Consider the following 21,090-nt stretch of genomic DNA (forward strand, 5'->3'; position numbering starts at 1 on the left):
CGGTGGCCCAGACGACGAGCGGGCGCGGGCCTGCGCAGCGCTCGGCGGCGGGCTCCTCCCGGGCGAGCACCGCGGGCACGCCCCGCGCGAAGACCCCGGCTGCTCGGACGACGACCGGCTCGACGCCCTCCGGGTCGCGTCCCGCGACCGGTGCGCGGTCGACCACGACCGCGGCGACCGGCCTCCCCACGAAGGGCGGGACCACCCGGCGGACCCGCACGCCGCGTCCTCGGCCGCGTCCGGCCAGGGCTGCGTCGAGCGAGCGCGCATGGCTCGGCCAGTGGGACAGCGCCGTGACGAGCTACTACCTGCTCGTCGGTGCGACCACCCTGCTCGCGATCATCGGCCTCGTCATGGTGCTCTCGAGCTCGGCGATCACGGAGATCGCGGCGGGAAAGTCGCCCTACGGCGCGTTCCTGACCCAGGCGCAGTACGCGCTCATCGGTCTGCCCGTGCTGCTCGTCGCGAGTAGGCTCCCCACGCGCGTGTACCGGCACGGCGCGTGGCCGCTGATCATCTTCTCCCTGTGCCTCCAGCTCATGATCTTCAGCCCGCTCGGCCACGAGGTCAACGGCAACCTGAACTGGATCAACTTCGGGTCGTTCTTCGTGCAGCCCTCCGAGCCCGCCAAGCTCGCCCTCGCGATCTGGCTCGGCGTCGTGCTCGGGCGCAAGCAGCACCTGCTGGGCTCGTGGAAGCACGCGATCGTGCCCGCGGTCCCCGGGGCGCTCCTGGTCATGGGGCTCGTGCTCGCGGGGCACGACCTGGGCACCATGCTCGTGATCCTCATCCTCGTCGCGGGGGCGTTCTTCGTCGCGGGAGTCGACTGGAGGCTCCTCGCCCTGGCGGGTGCCACGGCGGCGGTCGTGGTAGTGGTCGGGTTCGTCGCGATGCAGCAGAACGCGAACCGCATGAACAGGTTCCTGGCGACGTACACGAACGTGTGCGACACCTCGGACGCGAACGCGGGCTCGAGCGTCTGCTACCAGACGGTCCACGGCCTGTGGGCGCTGGGCACGGGCGGGTTCGGCGGGGTCGGGCTCGGCGCGAGCCGCGAGAAGTGGAGCTACCTGCCCGAGGCCCACAACGACTTCATCTTCTCGGTCATCGGCGAGGAGCTCGGACTGCTCGGAACGCTCCTGGTCCTCGCGCTGTTCGCGGTGCTCGGGCTGGCCATGAGCCGGGTGATCCGCCGCCACCCCGACCCGTTCGTCAAGATCACGACCGCGGGCATCGCGTGCTGGATCGTGGGTCAGGCGTTCATCAACATCGGCGTGGTCATCGGGGTGATCCCGGTCATCGGGGTGCCGCTCCCGCTCGTCTCCTCGGGCGGGTCGGCGCTGATCACGACCATGGCGGCCCTCGGCGTCGTGATCTCGTTCGCGCGCAACGAGCCAGGCGCCAAGGAGGCGTTCGCCGCCCGGGGGAGCGTCGTGCGCAAGTCGCTCGCCGTCGTCGGGCAGGCAGGGCGTCGCGCCCTGCCGGGGCGTCTGCGCGCCCAGGCCCGATGATCAGGCCCCGCCGCGAGCCCGTGGGCATGCGGTGGACCCAGAACTTCTCGGCTCCCGGGTCCTCCGGGGACGACAGCAACAGCAAGGACAGGTGACGAGGTACGTGGTGAGTTCTTCTCTCGGTTCGGTGGTGCTCGCAGGCGGCGGGACGGCGGGTCACGTGAACCCGCTGCTCGCGGTGGCGGACGAGCTGCGCGAGCGCAACCCCGGGGCGGTCGTCACGGTGCTCGGGACGGAGAGCGGCCTCGAGGCCGACCTGGTCCCGGCACGCGGGTACCCCTTGCGCTTCGTGCCCAAGGTGCCGCTGCCCCGGCGCCCGAGCGGTGAGTGGGTCGCGCTGCCGGGCAAGCTCAAGTCGGCCGTGGAGGCCGCCGGGGCCGTGATCGACGAGACCCGGGCAGAGGTCGTCGTGGGCTTCGGGGGATACGTCTCGACGCCCGCCTACCTCGCGGCGCACCGCCGCGGCGTGCCGATCGTGATCCACGAGCAGAACGCCCGACCGGGCCTGGCCAACCGTGCCGGCGCGCGGTGGGCCGAGTACGTGGCCGTCACGTTCGACGGCACGCCGCTCAAGGGCGGCATCGTCACGGGCCTGCCGCTGCGCTGGGAGATCGCGGACCTGATCCGTGACCGCTCGGTCGACGCGGCGACGGTCCGGACCAACGCCGCGGCCTCGCTCGGGCTCGACCCGGCGCGCCCGACCGTGGTCGTCACCGGTGGTTCGCTGGGCGCGCAGAGCGTCAACGAGGCGTTCGCCGGTGCAGCGCGCGCCGTCCTCGCGACAGGTGCGCAGGTCCTGCACCTGACGGGCAAGGGCAAGGCCGACGCGGTGCGCGAGGTCGTGGGCGGCCTGCCCGGCTACGACGTGCGCGAGTACCTGTCGGCGATGCACCTGGCGTACGCGGTCGCCGACCTGGTCGTGTGCCGCTCGGGCGCGGGGACGGTCAGCGAGCTCGCCGCCCTGGGCATCCCCGCGGTGTACGTGCCGCTGCCGATCGGCAACGGCGAGCAGCGCCTGAACGCCGCGCCGCTCGTGCGCGCGGGCGGCGGGATCCTGGTCGACGACGAGGCGTTCACCTCGGCCTGGGTGACCACGAACCTCCCCGGCCTCGTGAGCGACGCCGAGCGTCTGCGGACCATGGCGGCGCTCGCGTCGCGCGCGGGCATGCAGGACGCGACGGCACGCGTCGCGGACCTCGTCGAGAAGGCTGCGGGGGTGTCCCGATGACGGGCGACGGGTCGTCGGAGCCGTCGGCCCCGTCGGTGCCTCCGGTGCTCGCGGAGCTCGGGACGGTCCACCTGATCGGTATCGGCGGCGCGGGCATGTCGGTCGTGGCTCGCCTGCTCACGGCCCGCGGTGTGCGCGTGCAGGGGTCGGACGCCAAGGGTAGCGCCGTGGTCGAGGCGCTGCGTGCGGACGAGGTCCCGGTGCACGTCGGGCACGCGGCCGCGAACGTCGAGGGCGCGGACACGCTCGTCCTGTCGAGCGCGGTCCGTCCCGACAACCCGGAGCTGGTCGCGGCGCGTGCCGCGGGACTGCGCGTGCTGCACCGCTCGGAGGCGCTCGCCGCGCTCATGGCGCAGGGTCGCTCGGTCGCGGTCGCGGGCGCGCACGGCAAGACCACGACGTCGGCCATGATCGCGACGACCCTGCGGTCCGCGGGGCTCGACCCGTCGTTCGCGATCGGCGGCTCGGTCATCACGAGCGACGGTGCGATCCCGGGCGGCTGGCTGGGCGCGGGCGACGTGCTGGTCGCCGAGGCCGACGAGTCCGACGGCTCGTTCCTCAACTACGCGCCGACCATCGCGGTCGTGCTGAACGTCGAGCCCGACCACCTGGACCACTACGGGTCCCGCGAGGCGTTCGAGCAGGCCTTCGTGGACTTCGCGGCCCGCATCGTGCCCGGCGGCCACCTGGTCGCGTGCGCCGACGACCCGGGGGCGCTCGCGCTCGCGCAGGCGCACCGGGCGGCGGGCGGCAGGGTCGTCACGTACGGGACGACGCCGGGCAGCGACGTGCTGCTCACGGACGTCCGGCCCGACGGCGCCGCGGGGGTGGCCGCCCGGCTCACCGTCGCGGGGGGTGCGTCGGGCGTGGGCCCGGCCGGCGCGACCACCGGGCCGTTCGAGCTGCGCCTGCAGGTCCCGGGCGCGCACAACGCCCTGAACGCCGCGGCCGCCGTCGCGACGGCCCTCCTCCTGGGCGTTCCCGCGGAGCAGGCTGTCGCGGGGGTCGGCGAGTTCCTGGGTACCGGCCGACGGTTCGAGGCGCAGGGCGAGGCCCGCGGGGTGCGGGTCGTGGACGACTACGCCCACCACCCGACCGAGGTCGCCGCGCTCCTCACTGCTGCTCGACCGGTGGCTGCCGGCGGACGTGTCCTGGTCCTGTTCCAGCCGCACCTGTTCTCCCGGACGCGGCTGTTCGCGCAGGAGTTCGCCGACGCGCTCGCGCTCGCGGACCACGTCGTGGTGACGGGTGTCTATGCGGCGCGCGAGGACCTCGACCCGGAGACGGGCTCGTGGACGATCGTGGACCGGATGCCCGCCGGCGCCGCGCGCGGCATCGAGGACCGTGTCGAGGCCGCGCGTGCCGTCGCGGCGGCCGCGCGGCCCGGCGACCTGGTCCTCACGGTCGGGGCGGGCGACGTGACCGAGCTCGGGGCCGTGATCCTCGACGCTCTCCTGGCGGGTGCGCCCGCCGGGGACGGCGACGGGGCGGCCCGGGAGGCCGAGGGCTGATGAGACCGCCGTCCCGGCCGCGTCCTGCGGCTCCCCGACCGGCGGCTCGGGGGGCGCGGGACCCGCAGGCGCGCCCCGGTGCGGAGCGGGTCGAGGCTCCCGTCGAGGAGTCCGCCACGGACGAGGCGGCGCGTGACCGCGGTGCCCGCCATGACCCCCGACGGGGAACCCGTCCGTCCCGCGCCGGGCAGGACGAGACCCTCACGCAGCCCCTCGAGCTCCGGGGGCAGGAGCTCGTCCCGGTCAGATCGTCGCGCCCTGCGCCCCGGACCTCCGGCGCCCGTCCTGCGACGGGGCAGGTCCCGGTGAGGCCGTCGGGAGGTCCGTCGGCCGCGAGGTCGACGGCGCGACCGACCGACCGGGTCGTCTCGACGGGCATGGCTGACCGGCTCGCGGAGAAGGCGGCCATGCGTCGCCACCGCGTGCGGCGCACGATCCTGATCTGGGTCGCCTCGGTGGTCGCGGTCGCGGCCGTCGTCTGGGTGGCCCTGTTCTCCCCGGTCCTCGGCACGGACCCCGCGAAGGTCGAGATCACGGGGGAGGGGACCGTGATCGACGTCGCGCAGGTGCAGCAGATCGTGTCGGGGGTCTCGGGCGTGCCCCTGCCCCGTGTCGACACGATCGGGCTGCGCGAGCAGATCCTGTCCCTGAACGGTGTGCGGGACGCCACGATCCTGCGCGAGTGGCCCGACGGGCTGAGCGTGACCCTCGAGTCGAGGGAGCCCGTGGCCGCGGTGCCGCACCAGGGGGACTACGTGCTGCTCGACCGCGACGGCGTCCAGGTGCTGACGGTCGAGGCGGTGCCCGAGGGGATCCCGGAGATCGGGGTGAGCCTCGACGAGAAGGGGGCCAGGTCGTTGCGCGCCGCGCGCATCGTGCTCAACGCGCTCCCGCCCGAGCTGCGGGCCGAGGTCGCAGAGGTCACGGCGGAGACGCAGGACGCGGTCGAGATGACGCTGCGTGACGGGGCGGTCGTGGAGTGGGGCAACGGGGAGGACGCAGCCCTCAAGGTGAAGGTGCTGCAGACCTTGAGGTCGCTGCCGGAGAACCAGGGCGCGACGCTTTACGACGTGTCCGCACCCACGATGCCGATCACCCGATGACCGTGGTGACCGGCGCCAGGGCCCGGTCGCCGGACCACGGGCTCGACCGGCGTGAGTCGACGAGGATGCGGCAGCACGACAGGGGTGAGACATGGCCCACCCAGCAGGTTTTCGCCGACACGCGCGGGCGGGTCGTTGATAGGACCAGGACGGGCACCTACCGTCGACACAGCACAACCTGACATAACTATAACCCTCTAGTTGAGGGTGAAGGTTGAGGGCTACAGGATCGAGAGGCATTGACGTGGCAACTCCGCAGAACTACCTAGCAGTGATCAAGGTGGTCGGCATCGGCGGTGGTGGCGTGAACGCCGTCAACCGGATGATCGAGGTCGGTCTCAAGGGCGTCGAGTTCATCGCCATCAACACCGACGCGCAGGCGCTGCTGATGTCCGACGCGGACGTCAAGCTCGACGTCGGGCGCGAGCTCACGCGTGGGCTCGGCGCCGGCGCAGATCCCGAGGTCGGCAAGAAGGCCGCCGAGGACCACGCGGAGGAGATCGAGGACGTCCTGCGCGGCGCCGACATGGTCTTCGTCACGGCGGGCGAGGGCGGTGGGACGGGCACGGGTGGCGCGCCGGTCGTCGCGCGTATCGCGCGGTCGCTGGGAGCCCTGACCGTGGGTGTCGTCACGCGGCCCTTCACGTTCGAGGGCCGGCGCCGCTCGGTCCAGGCGGACCAGGGGATCGAGGCCCTGCGCAACGAGGTCGACACCCTCATCGTCATCCCGAACGACCGGCTCCTGTCGATGTCGGACCGCAGCGTCTCGGCGCTCGACGCGTTCCACTCGGCGGACCAGGTCCTTCTCTCTGGCGTCCAGGGCATCACCGACCTCATCACGACCCCGGGCCTGATCAACCTCGACTTCGCCGACGTCAAGTCGGTCATGCAGGGAGCGGGCAGCGCCCTCATGGGGATCGGCTCGGCACGGGGCGAGGACCGCGCGGTCCAGGCTGCGGAGCTCGCGATCTCCTCGCCGCTGCTCGAGGCCAGCATCGACGGCGCCCACGGCGTCCTGCTGTCGATCCAGGGCGGCTCGGACCTCGGTCTCTTCGAGATCAACGAGGCCGCGCGACTGGTCCACGAGGCTGCGCACACCGAGGCGAACATCATCTTCGGTGCCGTGATCGACGACGCCCTCGGCGACGAGGTCCGCGTGACCGTCATCGCCGCAGGGTTCGACGGCGGCACGCCCCAGGTCCGCAAGGACTCGCGTGCTCCTGGGCAGCTCGCCGGAGCGCCCGCGGCGCAGCCTGCGCAGCCCGTCCAGGCGCAGCGCCCCGTCGCGGTGCCGACCACCACGGGCAGCCACACGCTGCCCCGCCCGGTCGTCCCCATCGCTTCGGAGCCCGACGACGTGCCGGTCACCTTCGGAGGTGGAGCGGCCCAGGTCTCGGCAGGCTACCCGGCGGCGATCCCGACGTTCAGCGTCGTCCCCACCGAGGACAACCAGAACGCGGAGCAGCCCGCGGCCGAGCGGTCGGCGCAGGTCGAGGTGCCTCGCCTCTACGACGAGGAGCCCGTCCGTCGCAAGGTCGAGGAGCTCGACGTCCCCGACTTCCTCAAGTAGCACCGTGCTCGATCCTGCACTGCCCGCACCCCCGGTTCTCGAGGTCGACCTCGGTCCGGGGGTGCGTGCTGCGTTCACGACCCGTGCCGGGGGGACCTCGCCCGCGCCGTGGGACGGCCTCAACCTCGGGCTGGGGGTCCAGGACGACGCCGAGCGGGTCCTGGTCCACCGCGAGGCGGTCGGCCGGTGGCTCGGGGCACCGCTCGTCTTCGGGACCCAGGTGCACGGGACCGGGGTGCGCGTCCTCTCGGGCGAGGACCGGGCTGCGCGGAGCGAGCGGGGCGCGGGGGCCGAGACCTGCGGTGAGTACGACGCGCTCGTCACGGCTGCGCCCGGTCTGGGGCTCGGGGTGCTCGTGGCCGACTGCGTCCCAGTGCTCCTCGCGGACGCCGGGGCCGGAGTGGTCGGGGTCGCGCACGCGGGCCGTCAAGGGCTGGCCGGAGGGGTCGTCGGGACCGTGCTCGAGGCGCTCGTCGCCCAGGGCGCGCGGCCCGAGACGCTGCGCGCCGTCGTCGGACCCTCCGCGTGCGGGCGCTGCTACGAGGTGCCCGCAGACCTGCGCGACGAGGTCGCGTCCCGCCGTCCGGCCACCGCGTCCACGACCAGCTGGGGCACGCCCGCGCTCGACCTGCCTGCCGGGGTCGTCGCCGACCTGCGCGCGGCCGGGGTCACGGAGGTCTTCTCGACCGGGATCTGCACGCTCGAGGACCACCGGTTCTACTCGCACCGACTCGCGACCCGCGACGGTGCCACGACGGGCCGGTTCGCCGGGGTCGTGGCCCTCGGATGACCCTGCGCGCGGCGTGGACGTGCGGTTTCTCACCCTCGAGCCTGTTGACCTTTCCCGGGCGTGTCGCATCCTGCCCGTCTCCGGGGCTGGGCTAGCGTGCAAAGCACGGAACCAGCAGTCGACATGAGGACGGAGAGAGGGCGATGGCCGGAGCGCTTCGCAAGACCATGCTTTACCTGGGCCTCGCTGATGATCGAGGCGAGGACGAGCAGGAAGAGTTCATCGACGAGTACGACGACTTGGGGGCCGACGTGCCGCACGACTACCAGGCTCAGGTGACCCCACTGCACCGCACGGTCGCCCCACGAGAGGTACCCCAGACGAGCATGTCAGCCGCAGAGCTGCGCCGGATCACGACCGTGCACCCGCGCTCCTACAACGACGCCCGCGTCATCGGGGAAGCCTTCCGCGGTGGCACGCCGGTCATCATGAACCTCTCCGACATGGACGACGCCGACGCCAAGCGCCTGGTCGACTTCTCCGCCGGGCTCATCTTCGGTCTGCACGGTGCCATCGAGCGGGTGACCAACAAGGTCTTCCTGCTCTCGCCCGAGCACGTCGAGATCACCGGCGAGGAGCAGACCCCGGAGCCTCCTGTGACCCGGGCCGGCTTCTACAACCAGAGCTGACCGCAGGATCTGGCACAGTTGACCCCGTGACATTCGTCTTCGATCTGCTGGCATTCGTCCTCGGTCTCTATCTCATCGTGCTCATCGGCCGCGTGGTCTTCGACTGGGTGCAGGTCTTCGCCCGGGACTGGCGTCCGCGCGGCGTGATGCTCGTCCTGGCCGAGGCCATCTACACGCTGACGGACCCGCCGCTGCGCGCTCTGCGCAAGGTCATCCCGCCGCTGACCCTCGGGCAGGTGCGGTTGGACCTCGCATTCATCGTGCTGTTCCTCGCGGTGTCGTTCTTGGCACAGTTCTTGAGGTATCTCAGTTTCTGAGGGCTCCTCCAAACACGTAGAAAACTGACAACACGGCGATCTTGACACCGGTACCCGTTGCACGGGCACCGGGCGAGGCCGCCTCCTCTGACAATCTCCGCTACTTTGGACTGTGGCGATCTCGAGATCGCTCGGACTGACGGCGCAAACGCATTGAGGTGAGACGATGGCACTGCTGACAGCAGAGGACATCCTGAACAAGAAGTTCTCCGCGACGAAGTTCCGCGAAGGATACGACGTCGAAGAGGTCGATGACTTCCTGGACGAGGTGGTGAGGACGCTCAACTCCGTGCAGGAGGAGAACGACGACCTCAAGACCAAGCTGGCTGCAGCAGAGCGACGCGTCGCAGAGCTCAGCCGCGCGGACGCCTCGGGTCCGGCCAAGCCGGTCGTGGTGGATGCCCCGGTGGCGCCCGAGCCCGCTCCGGTCGCGCCGATCTCGGCCGCGGTCACCGGCAAGCTGAACGGCGAGCCCGAGTCCGCGACCGGCATGCTCCAGCTCGCTCAGAAGCTGCACGACGACTACGTGCGCTCGGGCCAGCAGGAGGGCGACCGCCTCATCGCGGAAGCCAAGGAAGAGGGCACCCGGATCGTGCAGGAGGCGGAGGAGACCTCGCACCGCACGCTCTCCCAGCTCGAGCAGGAGCGTTCGCTCCTCGAGCGCAAGATCGACGAGCTGCGGCTCTTCGAGCGCGACTACCGCACGCGTCTCAAGAGCTACCTCCAGAACCTCATGGGGGATCTCGACAACCGAGGCAGTGCACTCCCGCCGCGCAGCGGCTCCGGCGCAGGTCGCTCGAGCGACCTGAGCGCGGGCATCTAGTCCGACTGCCACCTGGCAGACGATCACACCAGGCGTGCGGACCTCGAGGTCACGCCGCTGGTCGGTCCGTCACGACGCACCACCCGGGTCCTCCGGCGTGGTGCGTTGTGCGTACCGGCAGGCGGCGTCTACTCTCACCGCAACTCGAACCGGAGGGGCGACATGACCAAGCTCAGTACCGCGACGCGCGCGGCAGTACGTCAGCAGTTCCCGCACCTAGCTCGCGACGTCAAGTCCTTCCCCGTGCGTGACGGCGAGGAGCCGTGGACGCTCAAGGAGGCGGAGGAGCAGGCAGCGACCCTGCTCGAGGAGCGCGACCGTCTCGAGCGCGAGCTCGCCGAGGCGGACCAGGAGCTCTCGGAGCTCCTGCGGAACTCGGGGGACGGTGCCGGCGACGACCAGGCCGACTCCGGGTCCAGCGCGCTCGAGCGCGAGCAGGAGCTCACGCTCGTGAACAACACGCGCGACCTGCTCGAGCAGACCAAGCACGCTCTGGACCGGCTCGCAGCCGGTACCTACGCGACGTGCGAGGCGACCGGGCTCCCGATCGGCAAGGCGCGCCTGCAGGCCTACCCCCGGGCGAACCTCTCGGTCGAGGCCAAGCAGCGCGAGGAGCGCCGCTGACGGATCCACCCGCAGCACACGACGGCCGTCGTCCCGAGGGGACGGCGGCCGTCGTCGTCACCGGATCGTGGGGAGCCGGTCGGACATGGCAGACTTGCCGCCGATGCCATCGACTCCCTCTCCCCAGCAGCCCGTGCCCGCCGACCCGTCCGAGGGCGGCGCCGACGGCACCTCAGCAGCCCCCTCCGCGGCGGTCCCGGAACGCGCGACCGTCTCCTCGAAGCGTCTCGTCCTGTGGGTCGCGGTGCTCGCCGCCCTCGTGATCCTGGTCGACCAGGCCACCAAGATCTGGGCCGTCGCGAAGCTCGAGGGTGAGCCGACCATCGAGCTCCTCGGGAGGTGGCTCCACCTCACGTTCATCCGCAACGAAGGGGCGGCGCTCGGGATCGGCTCGGGGTACACCTGGATCCTGACGATCGTCGTCACGGTCGTGGTCGTGTTCATCCTGCGGAGCATGCGCAAGATCGGCTCGCGGGGCTGGGCGGTCGCGCTCGGGCTGCTGCTGGGTGGCGCGCTGGGCAACCTCATCGACCGGATCTTCCGTGCGCCCGGCGTCGCGCAGGGGCACGTGGTCGACTTCATCGGGTACGGCGACCTGTTCATCGGGAACGTCGCCGACATCGCGGTCGTGGGGGCCGCGGTGATGATCGCGATCCTCTCGATCCAGGGCATCGGCATCGACGGGCAGCGCCACTCGGGCGAGGGCGAGGCGGCGCCCGCTGCGGCGGACCAGACCGAGGCCGCGCCCGAGAAGAGCGACGCGGCCGACGGCCCGGACGCTCCCAGCACGAGGACGGTGTCCTGATGGCGCAGGTCCGTGCCCTCCCGGTCCCCGACGGGTTGGCGGGCGAGCGCGTCGACGCTGCCCTGGCTCGCCTGCTGGGCCTCTCGCGCACGCGCGCGGCCGAGATCGCGGCCGACGGCGGCGTCCGTGTCGACGGACGGGAGGTCGGCAAGTCCGACCGCCTGGTCGCCGGGGCCTGGCTCGAGGTCGAGATCCCCGACGAGCCCGACACGTCGGTCGTGCAGATCGTCGCCGAGCCCGTCCCGGGCATGAAGATCGTGTACGACGACGACGACGTCGTGGTCATCGACAAGCCCGTGGGCGTCGCGGCCCACCCGTCGCCGGGCTGGACGGGACCGACGGTCGTCGGCGCCCTGATCGCCGCGGGCTACCGGATCTCCACGTCGGGGGCGGCCGAGCGGCAGGGGATCGTGCACCGGCTCGACGTCGGCACCTCGGGGCTCATGGTCGTCGCCAAGAGCGAGCTCGCGTACTCGGTCCTCAAGCGTGCCTTCAAGGAGCGCACGGTCGAGAAGGTCTACCACGCGCTGGTCCAGGGACACCCCGAGCCCACCACGGGCACCATCGACGCGCCCATCGGGCGCCACCCCTCTGCCGACTACAAGTTCGCGGTCGTGGCCGAGGGCAAGCCCTCGGTGACCCACTACGAGGTCCTCGAGATGCTCCCGGCGGCCTCGCTCGTCGAGGTGCACCTCGAGACCGGCCGGACCCACCAGATCCGCGTGCACTTCTCGGCGCTGCGCCACCCCTGCGTGGGTGACGTGACGTACGGGGCGGACCCGGTGCTGGCCAAGAAGGTCGGGCTCTCGCGGCAGTGGCTGCACGCGGTCCAGCTCGGGTTCGAGCACCCGTCGACGGGGCAGTGGACGCAGGTCACGAGCGAGTACCCGCAGGACCTGGCGCACGCGCTCGAGGTCGTCCGCGGGGCGTACTCCTGATCACCGCGACGGCCCGGTCCGCCCGGGGCCACCAGGACATCGAGGGGAGCACGCCGTGCTGACGACCGAGCGGGTCACGACGCCCGCGCAGCTCGAGGAGGCGCACGCGCTGCGCCTCGAGGTCTTCGTGGGCGAGCAGGAGGTACCGCTCGCCGAGGAGATCGACGACGCCGACTTCGCCCCCACGACCACGCACGTCCTCGTCCGCGCGGGCCGGGCCCCCGGGGAGGGGGCCGTCGTCGGGACGGGACGCCTGCTCACGGACCCCGCGCACCCCGGCGAGGTGCACATCGGGCGCGTGGCCGTCGCGCGCCGCGCCCGGGGGACCGGCGCGGGAGCCGCCGTGATGCGTGCGCTCGAGGAGGTCGCGCTCGCCGAGCACGCCTCGGACGGGGCCGTGCGGATCGAGCTCAGTGCCCAGACGCAGGCCACGGGGTTCTACGAGCGCCTCGGCTACGAGGTGTACGGGCCCGTGTACCTCGACGCGGGGATCGACCACCGGGACGCCGCGAAGACGCTCCGCTCGCACGGCTGAGGCCGGCGCCGGACCAGGACCGGGCGCCAGCCACTCGACGTGCCCGCCCCTCGCCGGCCGGTCCGCGCCCTGGAGCGCCGACCGCGCGAGGCCCGTGGCGCCGTCGGGCCGTCCTGAGAGAAGGCACACGCGGCCACCGGCACGCGACACGCCGAGAGGCGTGGGTGGCTCGATCTAGACTCGTCGCATGCCGTCTGCCGCCACCCCTGGAAGCACCCAGAAGTCCGACGACTTCGTCCACCTCCACGTCCACACCGAGTACTCGATGCTGGACGGCGCCGCGCGACTCGGAGACCTCTTCGAGGAGACCGCGCGACTGGGGCAGAAGGCCATCGCGACCACGGACCACGGGTACATCTTCGGGGCGTTCGACTTCTGGTCCAAGGCGACCCAGGCGGGCATCAAGCCCATCATCGGCGTCGAGGCGTACGTCACGCCCGGCACCAGCCGGTTCGACCAGACGCGCGTCCGGTTCGGCGAGAAGGGCCAGGAGTCCGACGACGTCTCGGCCCGCGGCGCGTACACGCACCTGACGATGTGGGCCCGCAACAACGAAGGGCTGCACAACCTCTTCCGGGCCAGCTCGCTCGCGTCGCTCGACGGCCAGATGGGCAAGTGGCCCCGCATGGACCGTGACCTGCTCGAGCGTTACGGCAAGGGCATGATCGCGTCCTCGGGCTGCCCGTCGGGCGAGATCCAGACCAAGCTGCGGCTCGGCCAGTGGGACGCGGCCGTGCAGGCTGCCGGCGAGCTCCAGGACGTGTTCGGCAAGGAGAACTTCTACATCGAGCTCATGGACCACGGGCTCGACATCGAACGCCGGGTCATCAAGGACCTGCTGCGGCTCTCGGAGACCATCGGGGCCCCGCTGGTCGCGACCAACGACCTGCACTACGTGAAGAAGGAGGACAGCCACTCCCAGGAGGCGCTGCTGTGCATCAACTCCGGCTCCACGCTCGCCGACCCCGACCGCTTCAAGTTCGACGGCGACGGCTACTACGTGAAGTCCGCAGCCGAGATGCGGCACATCTGGAAAGAGCTGCCCGAGGCCTGTGACAACACCCTGCTCATCGCCGAGCAGTGCGAGGTCAGCTTCGACACCTCGGCCAACTACATGCCCAACTACCCCTGCCCCCCGGGCGAGGACGAGACCTCCTGGTTCATCAAGGAGGTCGAGAAGGGCCTGCACTACCGCTACCCGGAGGGCATCTCGGACGCCGTGCGCAAGCAGGCCGAGTACGAGACCCAGGTCATCGTCCAGATGGGCTTCCCGGGGTACTTCCTCGTCGTCGCCGACTTCATCAACTGGGCCAAGGACAACGGCATCCGCGTGGGGCCCGGCCGTGGCTCGGGAGCGGGGTCCATGGCGGCCTACGCGATGCGCATCACGGACCTCGACCCGCTGCAGCACGGCCTGATCTTCGAGCGCTTCCTCAACCCGGACCGCGTGTCCATGCCCGACTTCGACGTCGACTTCGACGAGCGCCGGCGCGGCGAGGTCATCCGCTACGTCACCGAGAAGTACGGCGAGGACCGCGTCGCGCAGATCGTCACGTACGGCACCATCAAGGCCAAGCAGGCGCTCAAGGACTCCTCGCGCCTCCTCGGGTTCCCCTTCGCCATGGGGGAGAAGCTCACCAAGGCGATGCCGCCCGCGATCATGGGCAAGGACATCTCGCTCACGGGGATCTTCAACCCGGACGACAAGCGCTACAACGAGGCCGACGAGTTCCGCCAGATCCACTCCGCGGACCCCGACGCGCAGCGCGTCGTCGAGCTCGCCAAGGGCATCGAGGGGCTGAAGCGCCAGTGGGGCGTGCACGCGGCCGGCGTCATCATGTCGAGCGAGCCGCTCATCGACATCATCCCGATCATGCGCCGCCTCCAGGACGGCGCGGTCATCACGCAGTTCGACTACCCCACGTGCGAGGGCCTCGGCCTGATCAAGATGGACTTCCTGGGGCTGCGCAACCTCACGATCCTCGACGACGCGCTCGAGAACATCGTGATGAACGGCAAGGACCCGGTCGAGCTCGAGGCGCTCACGCTCGACGACCCCAAGACGTACGAGCTCCTGGGGCGAGGCGACACCCTGGGCGTGTTCCAGCTCGACGGCGGCGGCATGCGGACGCTGCTCAAGCTCATGCGTCCCGACAACTTCGAGGACATCTCGGCCGTGGGCGCGCTCTACCGCCCCGGCCCCATGGGAGCGAACTCCCACACCAACTACGCGCTGCGCAAGAACGGGATGCAGGAGGTCACTCCCATCCACCCCGAGCTCGAGGAAGCCCTCGAGGACATCCTGGGGACCACGTACGGCCTGATCGTGTACCAGGAGCAGGTCATGGCCATCGCGCAGAAGGTCGCCGGGTACTCGCTCGGCCAGGCCGACATCCTGCGCCGCGCCATGGGCAAGAAGAAGAAGTCCGAGCTGGACAAGCAGTTCGAGGGCTTCTCGAACGGCATGAAGGAGCGCGGCTACTCGATGGCCGCGGTCAAGACGCTGTGGGACATCCTGCTGCCGTTCTCGGACTACGCGTTCAACAAGGCGCACTCCGCGGCGTACGGCGTCGTCTCCTACTGGACCGCGTACCTCAAGGCCAACTACCCGACCGAGTACATGGCCGCGCTGCTCACGAGCGTGCGCGACGACAAGGACAAGTCGGCCCTGTACCTCAACGAGTGCCGTCGCATGGGGATCACGGTCCTCCCGCCGGACGTCAACTCGTCGTCGGCCAACTTCACGGCCGTGGGCAAGGACATCCGCTTCGGCCTGACGGCGGTGCGCAACGTGGGCGCCAACGTCGTCGACGCGGTCGTCGCGACGCGCGAGGACAAGGGGAGGTTCGGCTCCTTCACCGACTTCCTCGACAAGGTGCCCGCGGTGGTCTGCAACAAGCGGACCATCGAGTCGCTCATCAAGGCGGGGGCGTTCGACTCGCTCGACCACGCACGACGTGCGCTGCTCGTGGTGCACGAGCAGGCCGTGGACTCGGTCATCAGCGTCAAGCGCGAGGAGGCCAAGGGTCAGTTCGACCTCTTCGCGGACCTGGGCGCCGAGGACCCCGCCATGTCGTTCAGCGTCGACGTTCCAGACATCCCGGACTGGGACAAGAAGCAGCGCCTCGCGTTCGAGCGCGAGATGCTGGGCCTGTACGTCTCGGACCACCCGTTGTCCGGGCTCGAGCACGTCCTGACGCGCGCGGCCGACACCTCGATCGCAGCGCTCATGGCCGACGAGGCGCGCCCCGACGGGTCGACCGTCGTGATCGCCGGGCTGATCACCTCGCTCCAGCGCAAGATGAGCAAGAACGGCAACCCGTGGGCCGCGGTCACGATCGAGGACCTCGAGGGCGGGGTCGAGGTCATGTTCTTCGGAGAGACCTATCTCGCGTACTCGACGATCCTCGCCGAGGACCAGGTCGTGGTGCTCCGCGGCCGCGTGCGTCGCCGGGACGAGACCATGCAGCTCCAGGCCATGGAGGTCTCGCTCCCGGACATCTCGACGGTCGCCGAGACCCCGGTGCTCGTGAGCCTGCCCGAGTCCCGCTGCACCCAGCCCGTGGTCGAGCGGCTGCGCGAGATCCTCTCGACGCACCCCGGCGTGACCGAGGTCCACCTCAAGCTCACGAGCCCCGGACGCACCAAGGTCATGCGCCTCGAGGACACCCTGCGGGTCGAGAAGAGCCCCGCGCTGTACGGAGACCTCAAGGCCCTGCTCGGCCCGAGCTGCCTCACGGTGTGACCGGCGGCTGACAGGGGACGGCCTGGCCCGCGGGCTGGGCCGTCCCGCGTGCCGTCCGCCCGGTCGTCCGCCTGGGGCCACGCAGAGTGTCCGGTGTGTCCGAGGAGTCGCCCCGGCAGGCGGGCCCCTCCGCCGAGCCGACGTAGACTCGCCGTCGTGATCCACCTGACCCCTGAGCAGCACGTGTTCGTGACCGAGCGCCACCTGGCGACCCTGACCACCCTCCGCGAGGACGGCAGCCCGCACGTCGTCCCCGTGGGCTTCACGTGGGATCCCGAGGCGGGGGTCGTGCGCATCACCACGAACGACACGTCGGTCAAGGCGCTCAACGCCGAGCGGCTCACGCCCGACGGCGCGCACCCGCGCGCGGCGGTCTGCCAGGTCGAGGGTGGCCGGTGGATCACGCTCGAGGGCACCGTCTCGGTCGCGCGCGACCCGGACGAGGTCGCCGAGGCCGTGCGCCGGTACACCAAGCGCTACAAGGAGCCGCGGGTCAACCCGCGTCGTGTGGTCCTGCGGATCGTCGCCGACAAGGTCATGAGCTCGAGCTACATGGCGTTCTGAGACGCCTGAGGTGCGGGGCACGTCCTGAGCGGGTGCCCGGCGGGTGCCCGGCGAGGGGCCGGCTCGTGCGCCGACCGGGATCACCCCGGCCAGGGCGCGGCCGGGGCCCCACGCGCGCCCGGCCCGGTCCTCCGGACGGGACGCGCGGGTCCGTCAGCCGACGATCGCGCCGATCTCGCCGGTCGGGACGTCGACCGTCACGACGTCTCCCTTGCGGAGCTGGCGGCCACGGCGGGTGTCGACCTCTCCGTTGACCTTGACCTCTCCCTCGGAGATGAGGTCGCGGGCGTGGGCGCCGGACTCGACGAGGCTCGCGAGCTTGAGGAACTGGCCGAGTCGGATGACGTCGTCGGTGATCTCCACCGTGGGTGTCGTGGTCATGCACCCATTCTCTCGCGTCCGGGACCCGTCGGAGAACTGACCACCTGCTGAATGGCCTGGAGGTGGGCTCGCGGCCCGGCCTACGATGGGTCGGTGATCAATCGCATCGACCTGCGCGGTCGTTCCCTGTCTCCCCGTGAGCTCACGGAGATCCTGCCTCGTCCGGAGATCGGCGTCGAGGACGCCGCGGAGAAGGTCGCCCCGATCCTGCACGAGGTCCGCCTGCACGGCGCCTCGGCGCTGCGTGACCTCTCCGAGCGGTTCGACGGCGTGCGTCCGGTCCACCTGCGGGTCCCGGCCGAGCGCATGACCCAGGCGCTCGAGACGCTCGACCCGCTCGTGCGCGACGGCCTCGAGGAGGCGATCCGCCGAGTCCGCACGGTGCACGCCGCCCAGCGCCCTCAGCCGTTCGCGGTCGACCTGGCCCCGGGGGCGCAGGTCCGTCAGCGCTGGATCCCGGTGCGTCGCGTGGGCCTCTACGTGCCCGGCGGGATCGCGGTCTACCCGTCGTCGGTCATCATGAGCGTCGTAGCGGCGCAGGAGGCCGGCGTGCGCGAGCTCGCGGTCGCCTCCCCGCCGCAGCGCGACAACGACGGCCTGCCGCACCCCACGATCCTCGCGGCGTGCGCGCTCCTGGGGGTCCAGGAGGTCTACGCGGTCGGCGGGGCGCAGGCGATCGGCATGTTCGCCTACGGTGCCGCGGGCAGCGAGCCGCAGGACGGCGACTACCTGTGCGAGCCGGTCGACGTCATCACGGGCCCGGGGAACATCTACGTCGCGGCCGCCAAGAGGCTCGTGCGCGGTGTCGTCGGGATCGACTCCGAGGCAGGCCCCACCGAGATCGCGATCCTCGCGGACGGCGGCGCGGACCCGACGCACGTCGCGCTCGACCTCATCAGCCAGGGCGAGCACACCCCCGACGCCGCGGCGGTCCTCGTGACGCCCTCGGTCGAGCTCGCGGCCGCCGTGGACGCCCGGCTCGTGGACCTCGTCCCCGAGACCAAGCACGCGGCGCGCGTGGCCCAGGCGCTGTCCGGGCCGCAGTCGGCGATCATCGTGGTCGACGACCTGGAGCAGGGCCTGGACGTCGTGGACTCCTACGGTGCCGAGCACCTCGAGATCCAGACGGCCGACGCCGCGGCCGTGGCCGAGCGCGTGCAGAGCGCGGGCGCGATCTTCGTCGGTCCCTACTCGCCGGTGCCTCTGGGCGACTACATGGCGGGCTCGAACCACGTCCTGCCGACCGGCGGGTGCGCGCACTACTCGAGCGGCCTCGGGGTGCACAGCTTCCTGCGCGCGGTCCAGGTCGTGGAGTACTCGGCCGACGCGCTCCAGGAGCTGGCCGACCGCATCGTGGCCGTGGCCAACGACGAGGACCTGCCCGCGCACGGTGAGGCCATCAAGGCACGCTTCCAGTAGACGCAGCACCTCGACGACGAGAGCGGGGCGCGGACCGGGGAACATGTCTCCGGTCCGCGCCCCGCTCTCGTCGTGCGCAGGGCGTCAGCGCACCCCGAGCACGAACGGGTAGACCGCCGCGGCTCCTGCCTGGCGCAGGAGGCGGGCGGCGACCGTGAGGGTCCAGCCCGAGTCGGTGTAGTCGTCGACCAGGAGGATCCGGCGTCCTGCGAGCCCCGCCATCGCGGGGGCCGAGAGCTCGAGCCGCAGACGCTCGACGACCCCGGCCAGGCGCATGGCCGAGTTCACGTCATGTCGGCCGGGCTGCTCGCGCCCCGGCACGGGACCGACCGAGCCGACGAGCGGACGGTCGAGGTAGCGCGCGAGCCCGCCCGCCAGGTGCTGGACCAGGTGCGGGCGCGTGGCCGACCGCACGGACACGATGCCGTCGAGCAGGAGGCGGCGCGCGGGAGCGTCGCTCCCGTCAGCCGCCGCGGCGTCGACGACAGCCTCGCCGGTCCCGGTGGGCTCACCGTCCGTGGCGGCAGGCGCGTACAGCGCGTCCCACTCGTCGAGCACGCGCGCTGCCGCGCGACGCAGCGCGACGGGGGTCTCGCCGTCGGGCACGCCGGGGGCGAAGAGCTCACGCAGCGGACCCGACCATCCGAGCCCGTCGAGGCGCGCGACGGCTCGGCCCGGGGACGCGAGCTCCTCGGGGGACAGGCGTCCCTTGAGGTCGAGTCCCATCCGGTCGAGGCCCGTGGGCCACTGGCGACGGGCCACGACCTCGACGCCCGGGCGGTCCATGTCGGCGCGCGCCGCGGAGACGGCCTCGGCGTCGGGAGCCGCGGGCAGGTCCACGCCGCCGCAGCGGTCGCACCGGCCGCACGTCCAGCCCGGCTCGAGCTCGGGGTCGTCGAGGGTCGCGCGCAGGAACGCCATGCGGCAGCCGCTCGTGGCCTCGTAGTCGATCATGGAGCGCTGCTCGGCGAGCCGGGTCTGCTCGACGCGCGCGTAACGGTCGGCGTCGTAGACCCAGGGCTGACCGGTCGAGACCCAGCCGCCCTTGACGCGACGGACCGCGCCGTCGACGTCGAGGACCTTGAGCATGGTCTCGAGGCGCGAGCGCTTGAGGTCGACCTGGGTCTCGAGGGCCGCGACCGACTGCGTCCCGCCGCCCGCCTCGAGGGCTGCGAGGGTCTCGCGGACCTGACGCTCGGCGGGGAACGCGAGCGAACCGAAGTACTCCCAGATGCGCCGGTCCTCCTCGCCGGGCAGCAGCACCACGACTGCGCTGTCGACGCCACGCCCGGCACGACCGACCTGCTGGTAGTACGCGATGGGCGACGACGGGGCGCCCAGGTGCACGACGAACGCGAGGTCCGGCTTGTCGAAGCCCATGCCGAGCGCCGAGGTCGCGATGAGGGCCTTGACCCGGTTCTCCTTGAGGTCGGCCTCGAGCTGTTCGCGCTCGGTCGTGTCGGTCTGGCCCGTGTACGCGGCCACGGCCAGCCCGGTCGCTCGCAGCTGGCTCGCGACCTGTTCGGCGGCCGAGACCGTGAGGCAGTAGACGATCCCCGAGCCGTCGACGTCCTGGAGCGTCTCGGCGAGCCACGCGATACGGCTGGGCTGGTCCGGCAGGTTGAGCACGGCCAGGTGCAGCGACTCGCGGTCGAGACCGCCGCGCAGCACGAGCACGTCCTCGCGCGGGCCGGCGGGCGCCACGGCGGCGGCGTCACCGGCCGCGGACGACGTGCTGGCCGCTGCGCTGCCGACCGACGCGCCCGTGACCCCGAGCTGCTCGGCGACGTCGGCGGTCACGCGCTCGTTGGCGGTCGCGGTCGTGGCGAGCACCGGGATGCCCGGCGGCAGGTCCGCGAGGAGGGTGCGGATGCGGCGGTAGTCGGGACGGAAGTCGTGGCCCCAGTCCGAGATGCAGTGCGCCTCGTCGATGACCACGAGGCCCGCGTCGGCAGCGAGCCGGGGGAGCACCTCGTCGCGGAAGCCGGGGTTGTTGAGGCGCTCGGGCGAGCAGAGCAGGACGTCGACCTCGCCCGCGGCGATCGCGGCGTGCACGTCGTCCCACTCGGTCATGTTCGACGAGTTGATCGTCACGGCGCGGATTCCGGCGCGGGCCGCGGCCGAGATCTGGTCGCGCATCAGGGCCAGGAGCGGCGAGACGATGACCGTGGGCCCCGCGCCGCGCGAGCGCAGCAGCGAGGTCGCGACGAAGTAGACGGCCGACTTGCCCCACCCGGTGCGCTGGACCACGAGGGCCCGACGGCGGAACGCGACCAGGGCCTCGATCGCGAGCCACTGGTCGTCGCGCAGCTTCGCGTCGTCGCGACCGACGAGCGAGCGCAGCGCGGTCTCCGCTTCCTCGCGCAGGTCCTTGCCCTCGAGGAGACCGCGCAGCATGGCCACCTTGGCGAGCCGCGCGGCGTCGGCCGCGGAGACGGCGTCGGCTGTGGCACCCGGCGTCGGGGCGGCAGCGGGCTCCGCCGCGGTCTGCGACGGGCGAGCAGCGCTCGCGCCGACGGACGCGCGTCGTGGCGCGGCCCCCGTGTCGTCGGGGACCGGGGGCTCGTCGTACAGGTCGGCAGGCGGCTCCGACGCGA

Annotated in this window: 18 protein-coding genes; 16 read left to right on the forward strand and 2 right to left on the reverse strand. The window is 71.9% G+C overall.

Annotated features, from left to right (window positions below):
* Positions 1–2: 2 nt before the first annotated feature.
* The 15 genes from ASE27_RS09150 to ASE27_RS09225 all read left to right on the forward strand — a co-directional run bounded on the left by ASE27_RS09150 (position 3) and on the right by ASE27_RS09225 (position 16,693).
* Positions 3–1,511, forward strand: coding sequence for a putative peptidoglycan glycosyltransferase FtsW (locus ASE27_RS09150; RefSeq protein WP_082608728.1), 1,509 nt, complete (start codon positions 3–5; stop codon positions 1,509–1,511).
* Between the two features lie 106 nt (positions 1,512–1,617).
* The gene (gene murG / locus ASE27_RS20600) at positions 1,618–2,739 is read left to right on the forward strand and encodes an undecaprenyldiphospho-muramoylpentapeptide beta-N-acetylglucosaminyltransferase (protein WP_369800563.1); all 1,122 of its coding nucleotides are present in this window, start codon (positions 1,618–1,620) and stop codon (positions 2,737–2,739) included.
* Positions 2,736–4,250, forward strand: a complete 1,515-nt coding sequence (gene murC, locus ASE27_RS20605) for a UDP-N-acetylmuramate--L-alanine ligase (protein ID WP_056648847.1) — start codon at positions 2,736–2,738, stop codon at positions 4,248–4,250. The genes murG and murC overlap by 4 nt, the downstream gene beginning before the upstream one ends.
* Positions 4,251–4,657: 407 nt before the next feature.
* Entirely contained in the window at positions 4,658–5,353 is a 696-nt protein-coding gene (locus tag ASE27_RS20885) for a cell division protein FtsQ/DivIB (protein ID WP_235534193.1), read from the forward strand.
* A gap of 244 nt (positions 5,354–5,597) precedes the next feature.
* Complete coding sequence (gene ftsZ, locus ASE27_RS09175) at positions 5,598–6,923, forward strand: cell division protein FtsZ (protein WP_056648852.1); 1,326 nt, start codon at positions 5,598–5,600, stop codon at positions 6,921–6,923.
* A gap of 4 nt (positions 6,924–6,927) precedes the next feature.
* Positions 6,928–7,713 (forward strand): polyphenol oxidase family protein, encoded by a 786-nt coding sequence (locus ASE27_RS09180; RefSeq protein ID WP_235535395.1) that lies wholly within the window; start codon positions 6,928–6,930, stop codon positions 7,711–7,713.
* Positions 7,714–7,856: 143 nt separating this feature from the next.
* Entirely contained in the window at positions 7,857–8,342 is a 486-nt protein-coding gene (locus tag ASE27_RS09185) for a cell division protein SepF (RefSeq protein WP_056648854.1), read from the forward strand.
* Positions 8,343–8,368: 26 nt separating this feature from the next.
* Positions 8,369–8,659: a YggT family protein gene (locus ASE27_RS09190; protein ID WP_056648856.1), complete on the forward strand. Its 291-nt coding sequence runs from the start codon at positions 8,369–8,371 to the stop codon at positions 8,657–8,659.
* A 166-nt stretch (positions 8,660–8,825) separates the two neighbouring features.
* Complete coding sequence (locus ASE27_RS09195) at positions 8,826–9,482, forward strand: DivIVA domain-containing protein (RefSeq protein ID WP_056648858.1); 657 nt, start codon at positions 8,826–8,828, stop codon at positions 9,480–9,482.
* A gap of 162 nt (positions 9,483–9,644) precedes the next feature.
* A complete protein-coding gene (locus ASE27_RS09200) occupies positions 9,645–10,106 on the forward strand; it encodes a TraR/DksA C4-type zinc finger protein (RefSeq protein WP_056648860.1) in 462 nt (153 codons plus the stop codon).
* A 103-nt stretch (positions 10,107–10,209) separates the two neighbouring features.
* Positions 10,210–10,911: a signal peptidase II gene (locus tag ASE27_RS09205; protein WP_235535396.1), complete on the forward strand. Its 702-nt coding sequence runs from the start codon at positions 10,210–10,212 to the stop codon at positions 10,909–10,911.
* Positions 10,911–11,849 carry an RluA family pseudouridine synthase gene (locus ASE27_RS09210; protein ID WP_056648864.1) on the forward strand — a complete coding sequence of 313 codons (939 nt, stop codon included), beginning with the start codon at positions 10,911–10,913 and terminating at the stop codon, positions 11,847–11,849. The genes ASE27_RS09205 and ASE27_RS09210 overlap by 1 nt, the downstream gene beginning before the upstream one ends.
* Positions 11,850–11,904: 55 nt before the next feature.
* A complete protein-coding gene (locus tag ASE27_RS09215) occupies positions 11,905–12,384 on the forward strand; it encodes a GNAT family N-acetyltransferase (protein WP_068625443.1) in 480 nt (159 codons plus the stop codon).
* A gap of 187 nt (positions 12,385–12,571) precedes the next feature.
* Entirely contained in the window at positions 12,572–16,129 is a 3,558-nt protein-coding gene (dnaE, locus tag ASE27_RS09220; protein WP_056648866.1) for a DNA polymerase III subunit alpha, read from the forward strand.
* Positions 16,130–16,285: 156 nt separating this feature from the next.
* Complete coding sequence (locus ASE27_RS09225) at positions 16,286–16,693, forward strand: pyridoxamine 5'-phosphate oxidase family protein (protein WP_056648868.1); 408 nt, start codon at positions 16,286–16,288, stop codon at positions 16,691–16,693.
* A gap of 153 nt (positions 16,694–16,846) precedes the next feature.
* On the opposite strand, the gene ASE27_RS09230 is transcribed toward ASE27_RS09225, so the two are convergent.
* Positions 16,847–17,074: an RNA-binding S4 domain-containing protein gene (locus tag ASE27_RS09230; protein WP_056648870.1), complete on the reverse strand. Its 228-nt coding sequence runs from the start codon at positions 17,072–17,074 to the stop codon at positions 16,847–16,849.
* Positions 17,075–17,167: 93 nt separating this feature from the next.
* Here ASE27_RS09230 and hisD point away from each other — a divergent pair, with 93 nt between their 5' ends.
* Positions 17,168–18,493 carry a histidinol dehydrogenase gene (gene hisD / locus ASE27_RS09235; protein ID WP_056648872.1) on the forward strand — a complete coding sequence of 442 codons (1,326 nt, stop codon included), beginning with the start codon at positions 17,168–17,170 and terminating at the stop codon, positions 18,491–18,493.
* An 84-nt stretch (positions 18,494–18,577) separates the two neighbouring features.
* Here the strand turns inward: hisD and ASE27_RS09240 are convergent, their stop codons facing one another.
* A complete protein-coding gene (locus tag ASE27_RS09240; protein ID WP_056649065.1) occupies positions 18,578–20,890 on the reverse strand; it encodes a DEAD/DEAH box helicase in 2,313 nt (770 codons plus the stop codon).
* Positions 20,891–21,090: the final 200 nt, after the last annotated feature.

The sequence above is a fragment of the Oerskovia sp. Root918 genome, from assembly GCF_001428945.1.
Lineage (GTDB): Bacteria > Actinomycetota > Actinomycetes > Actinomycetales > Cellulomonadaceae > Oerskovia > Oerskovia enterophila.

Coding starts and splice junctions, on each gene's coding strand:
- dnaE (WP_056648866.1), top strand. CDS start 12,572: ATGCCGTCTGCCGCCACCCCTGGAAGCACCCAGAAGTCCGACGACTTC.
- ASE27_RS09210 (WP_056648864.1), top strand. CDS start 10,911: ATGGCGCAGGTCCGTGCCCTCCCGGTCCCCGACGGGTTGGCGGGCGAG.
- ASE27_RS09195 (WP_056648858.1), top strand. CDS start 8,826: ATGGCACTGCTGACAGCAGAGGACATCCTGAACAAGAAGTTCTCCGCG.
- ASE27_RS20885 (WP_235534193.1), top strand. CDS start 4,658: ATGCGTCGCCACCGCGTGCGGCGCACGATCCTGATCTGGGTCGCCTCG.
- ASE27_RS09240 (WP_056649065.1), bottom strand. CDS start 20,890: ATGCTGCGCGGTCTCCTCGAGGGCAAGGACCTGCGCGAGGAAGCGGAG.
- murC (WP_056648847.1), top strand. CDS start 2,736: ATGACGGGCGACGGGTCGTCGGAGCCGTCGGCCCCGTCGGTGCCTCCG.
- ASE27_RS09230 (WP_056648870.1), bottom strand. CDS start 17,074: ATGACCACGACACCCACGGTGGAGATCACCGACGACGTCATCCGACTC.
- ASE27_RS09200 (WP_056648860.1), top strand. CDS start 9,645: ATGACCAAGCTCAGTACCGCGACGCGCGCGGCAGTACGTCAGCAGTTC.
- ASE27_RS09185 (WP_056648854.1), top strand. CDS start 7,857: ATGGCCGGAGCGCTTCGCAAGACCATGCTTTACCTGGGCCTCGCTGAT.
- ASE27_RS09205 (WP_235535396.1), top strand. CDS start 10,210: ATGCCATCGACTCCCTCTCCCCAGCAGCCCGTGCCCGCCGACCCGTCC.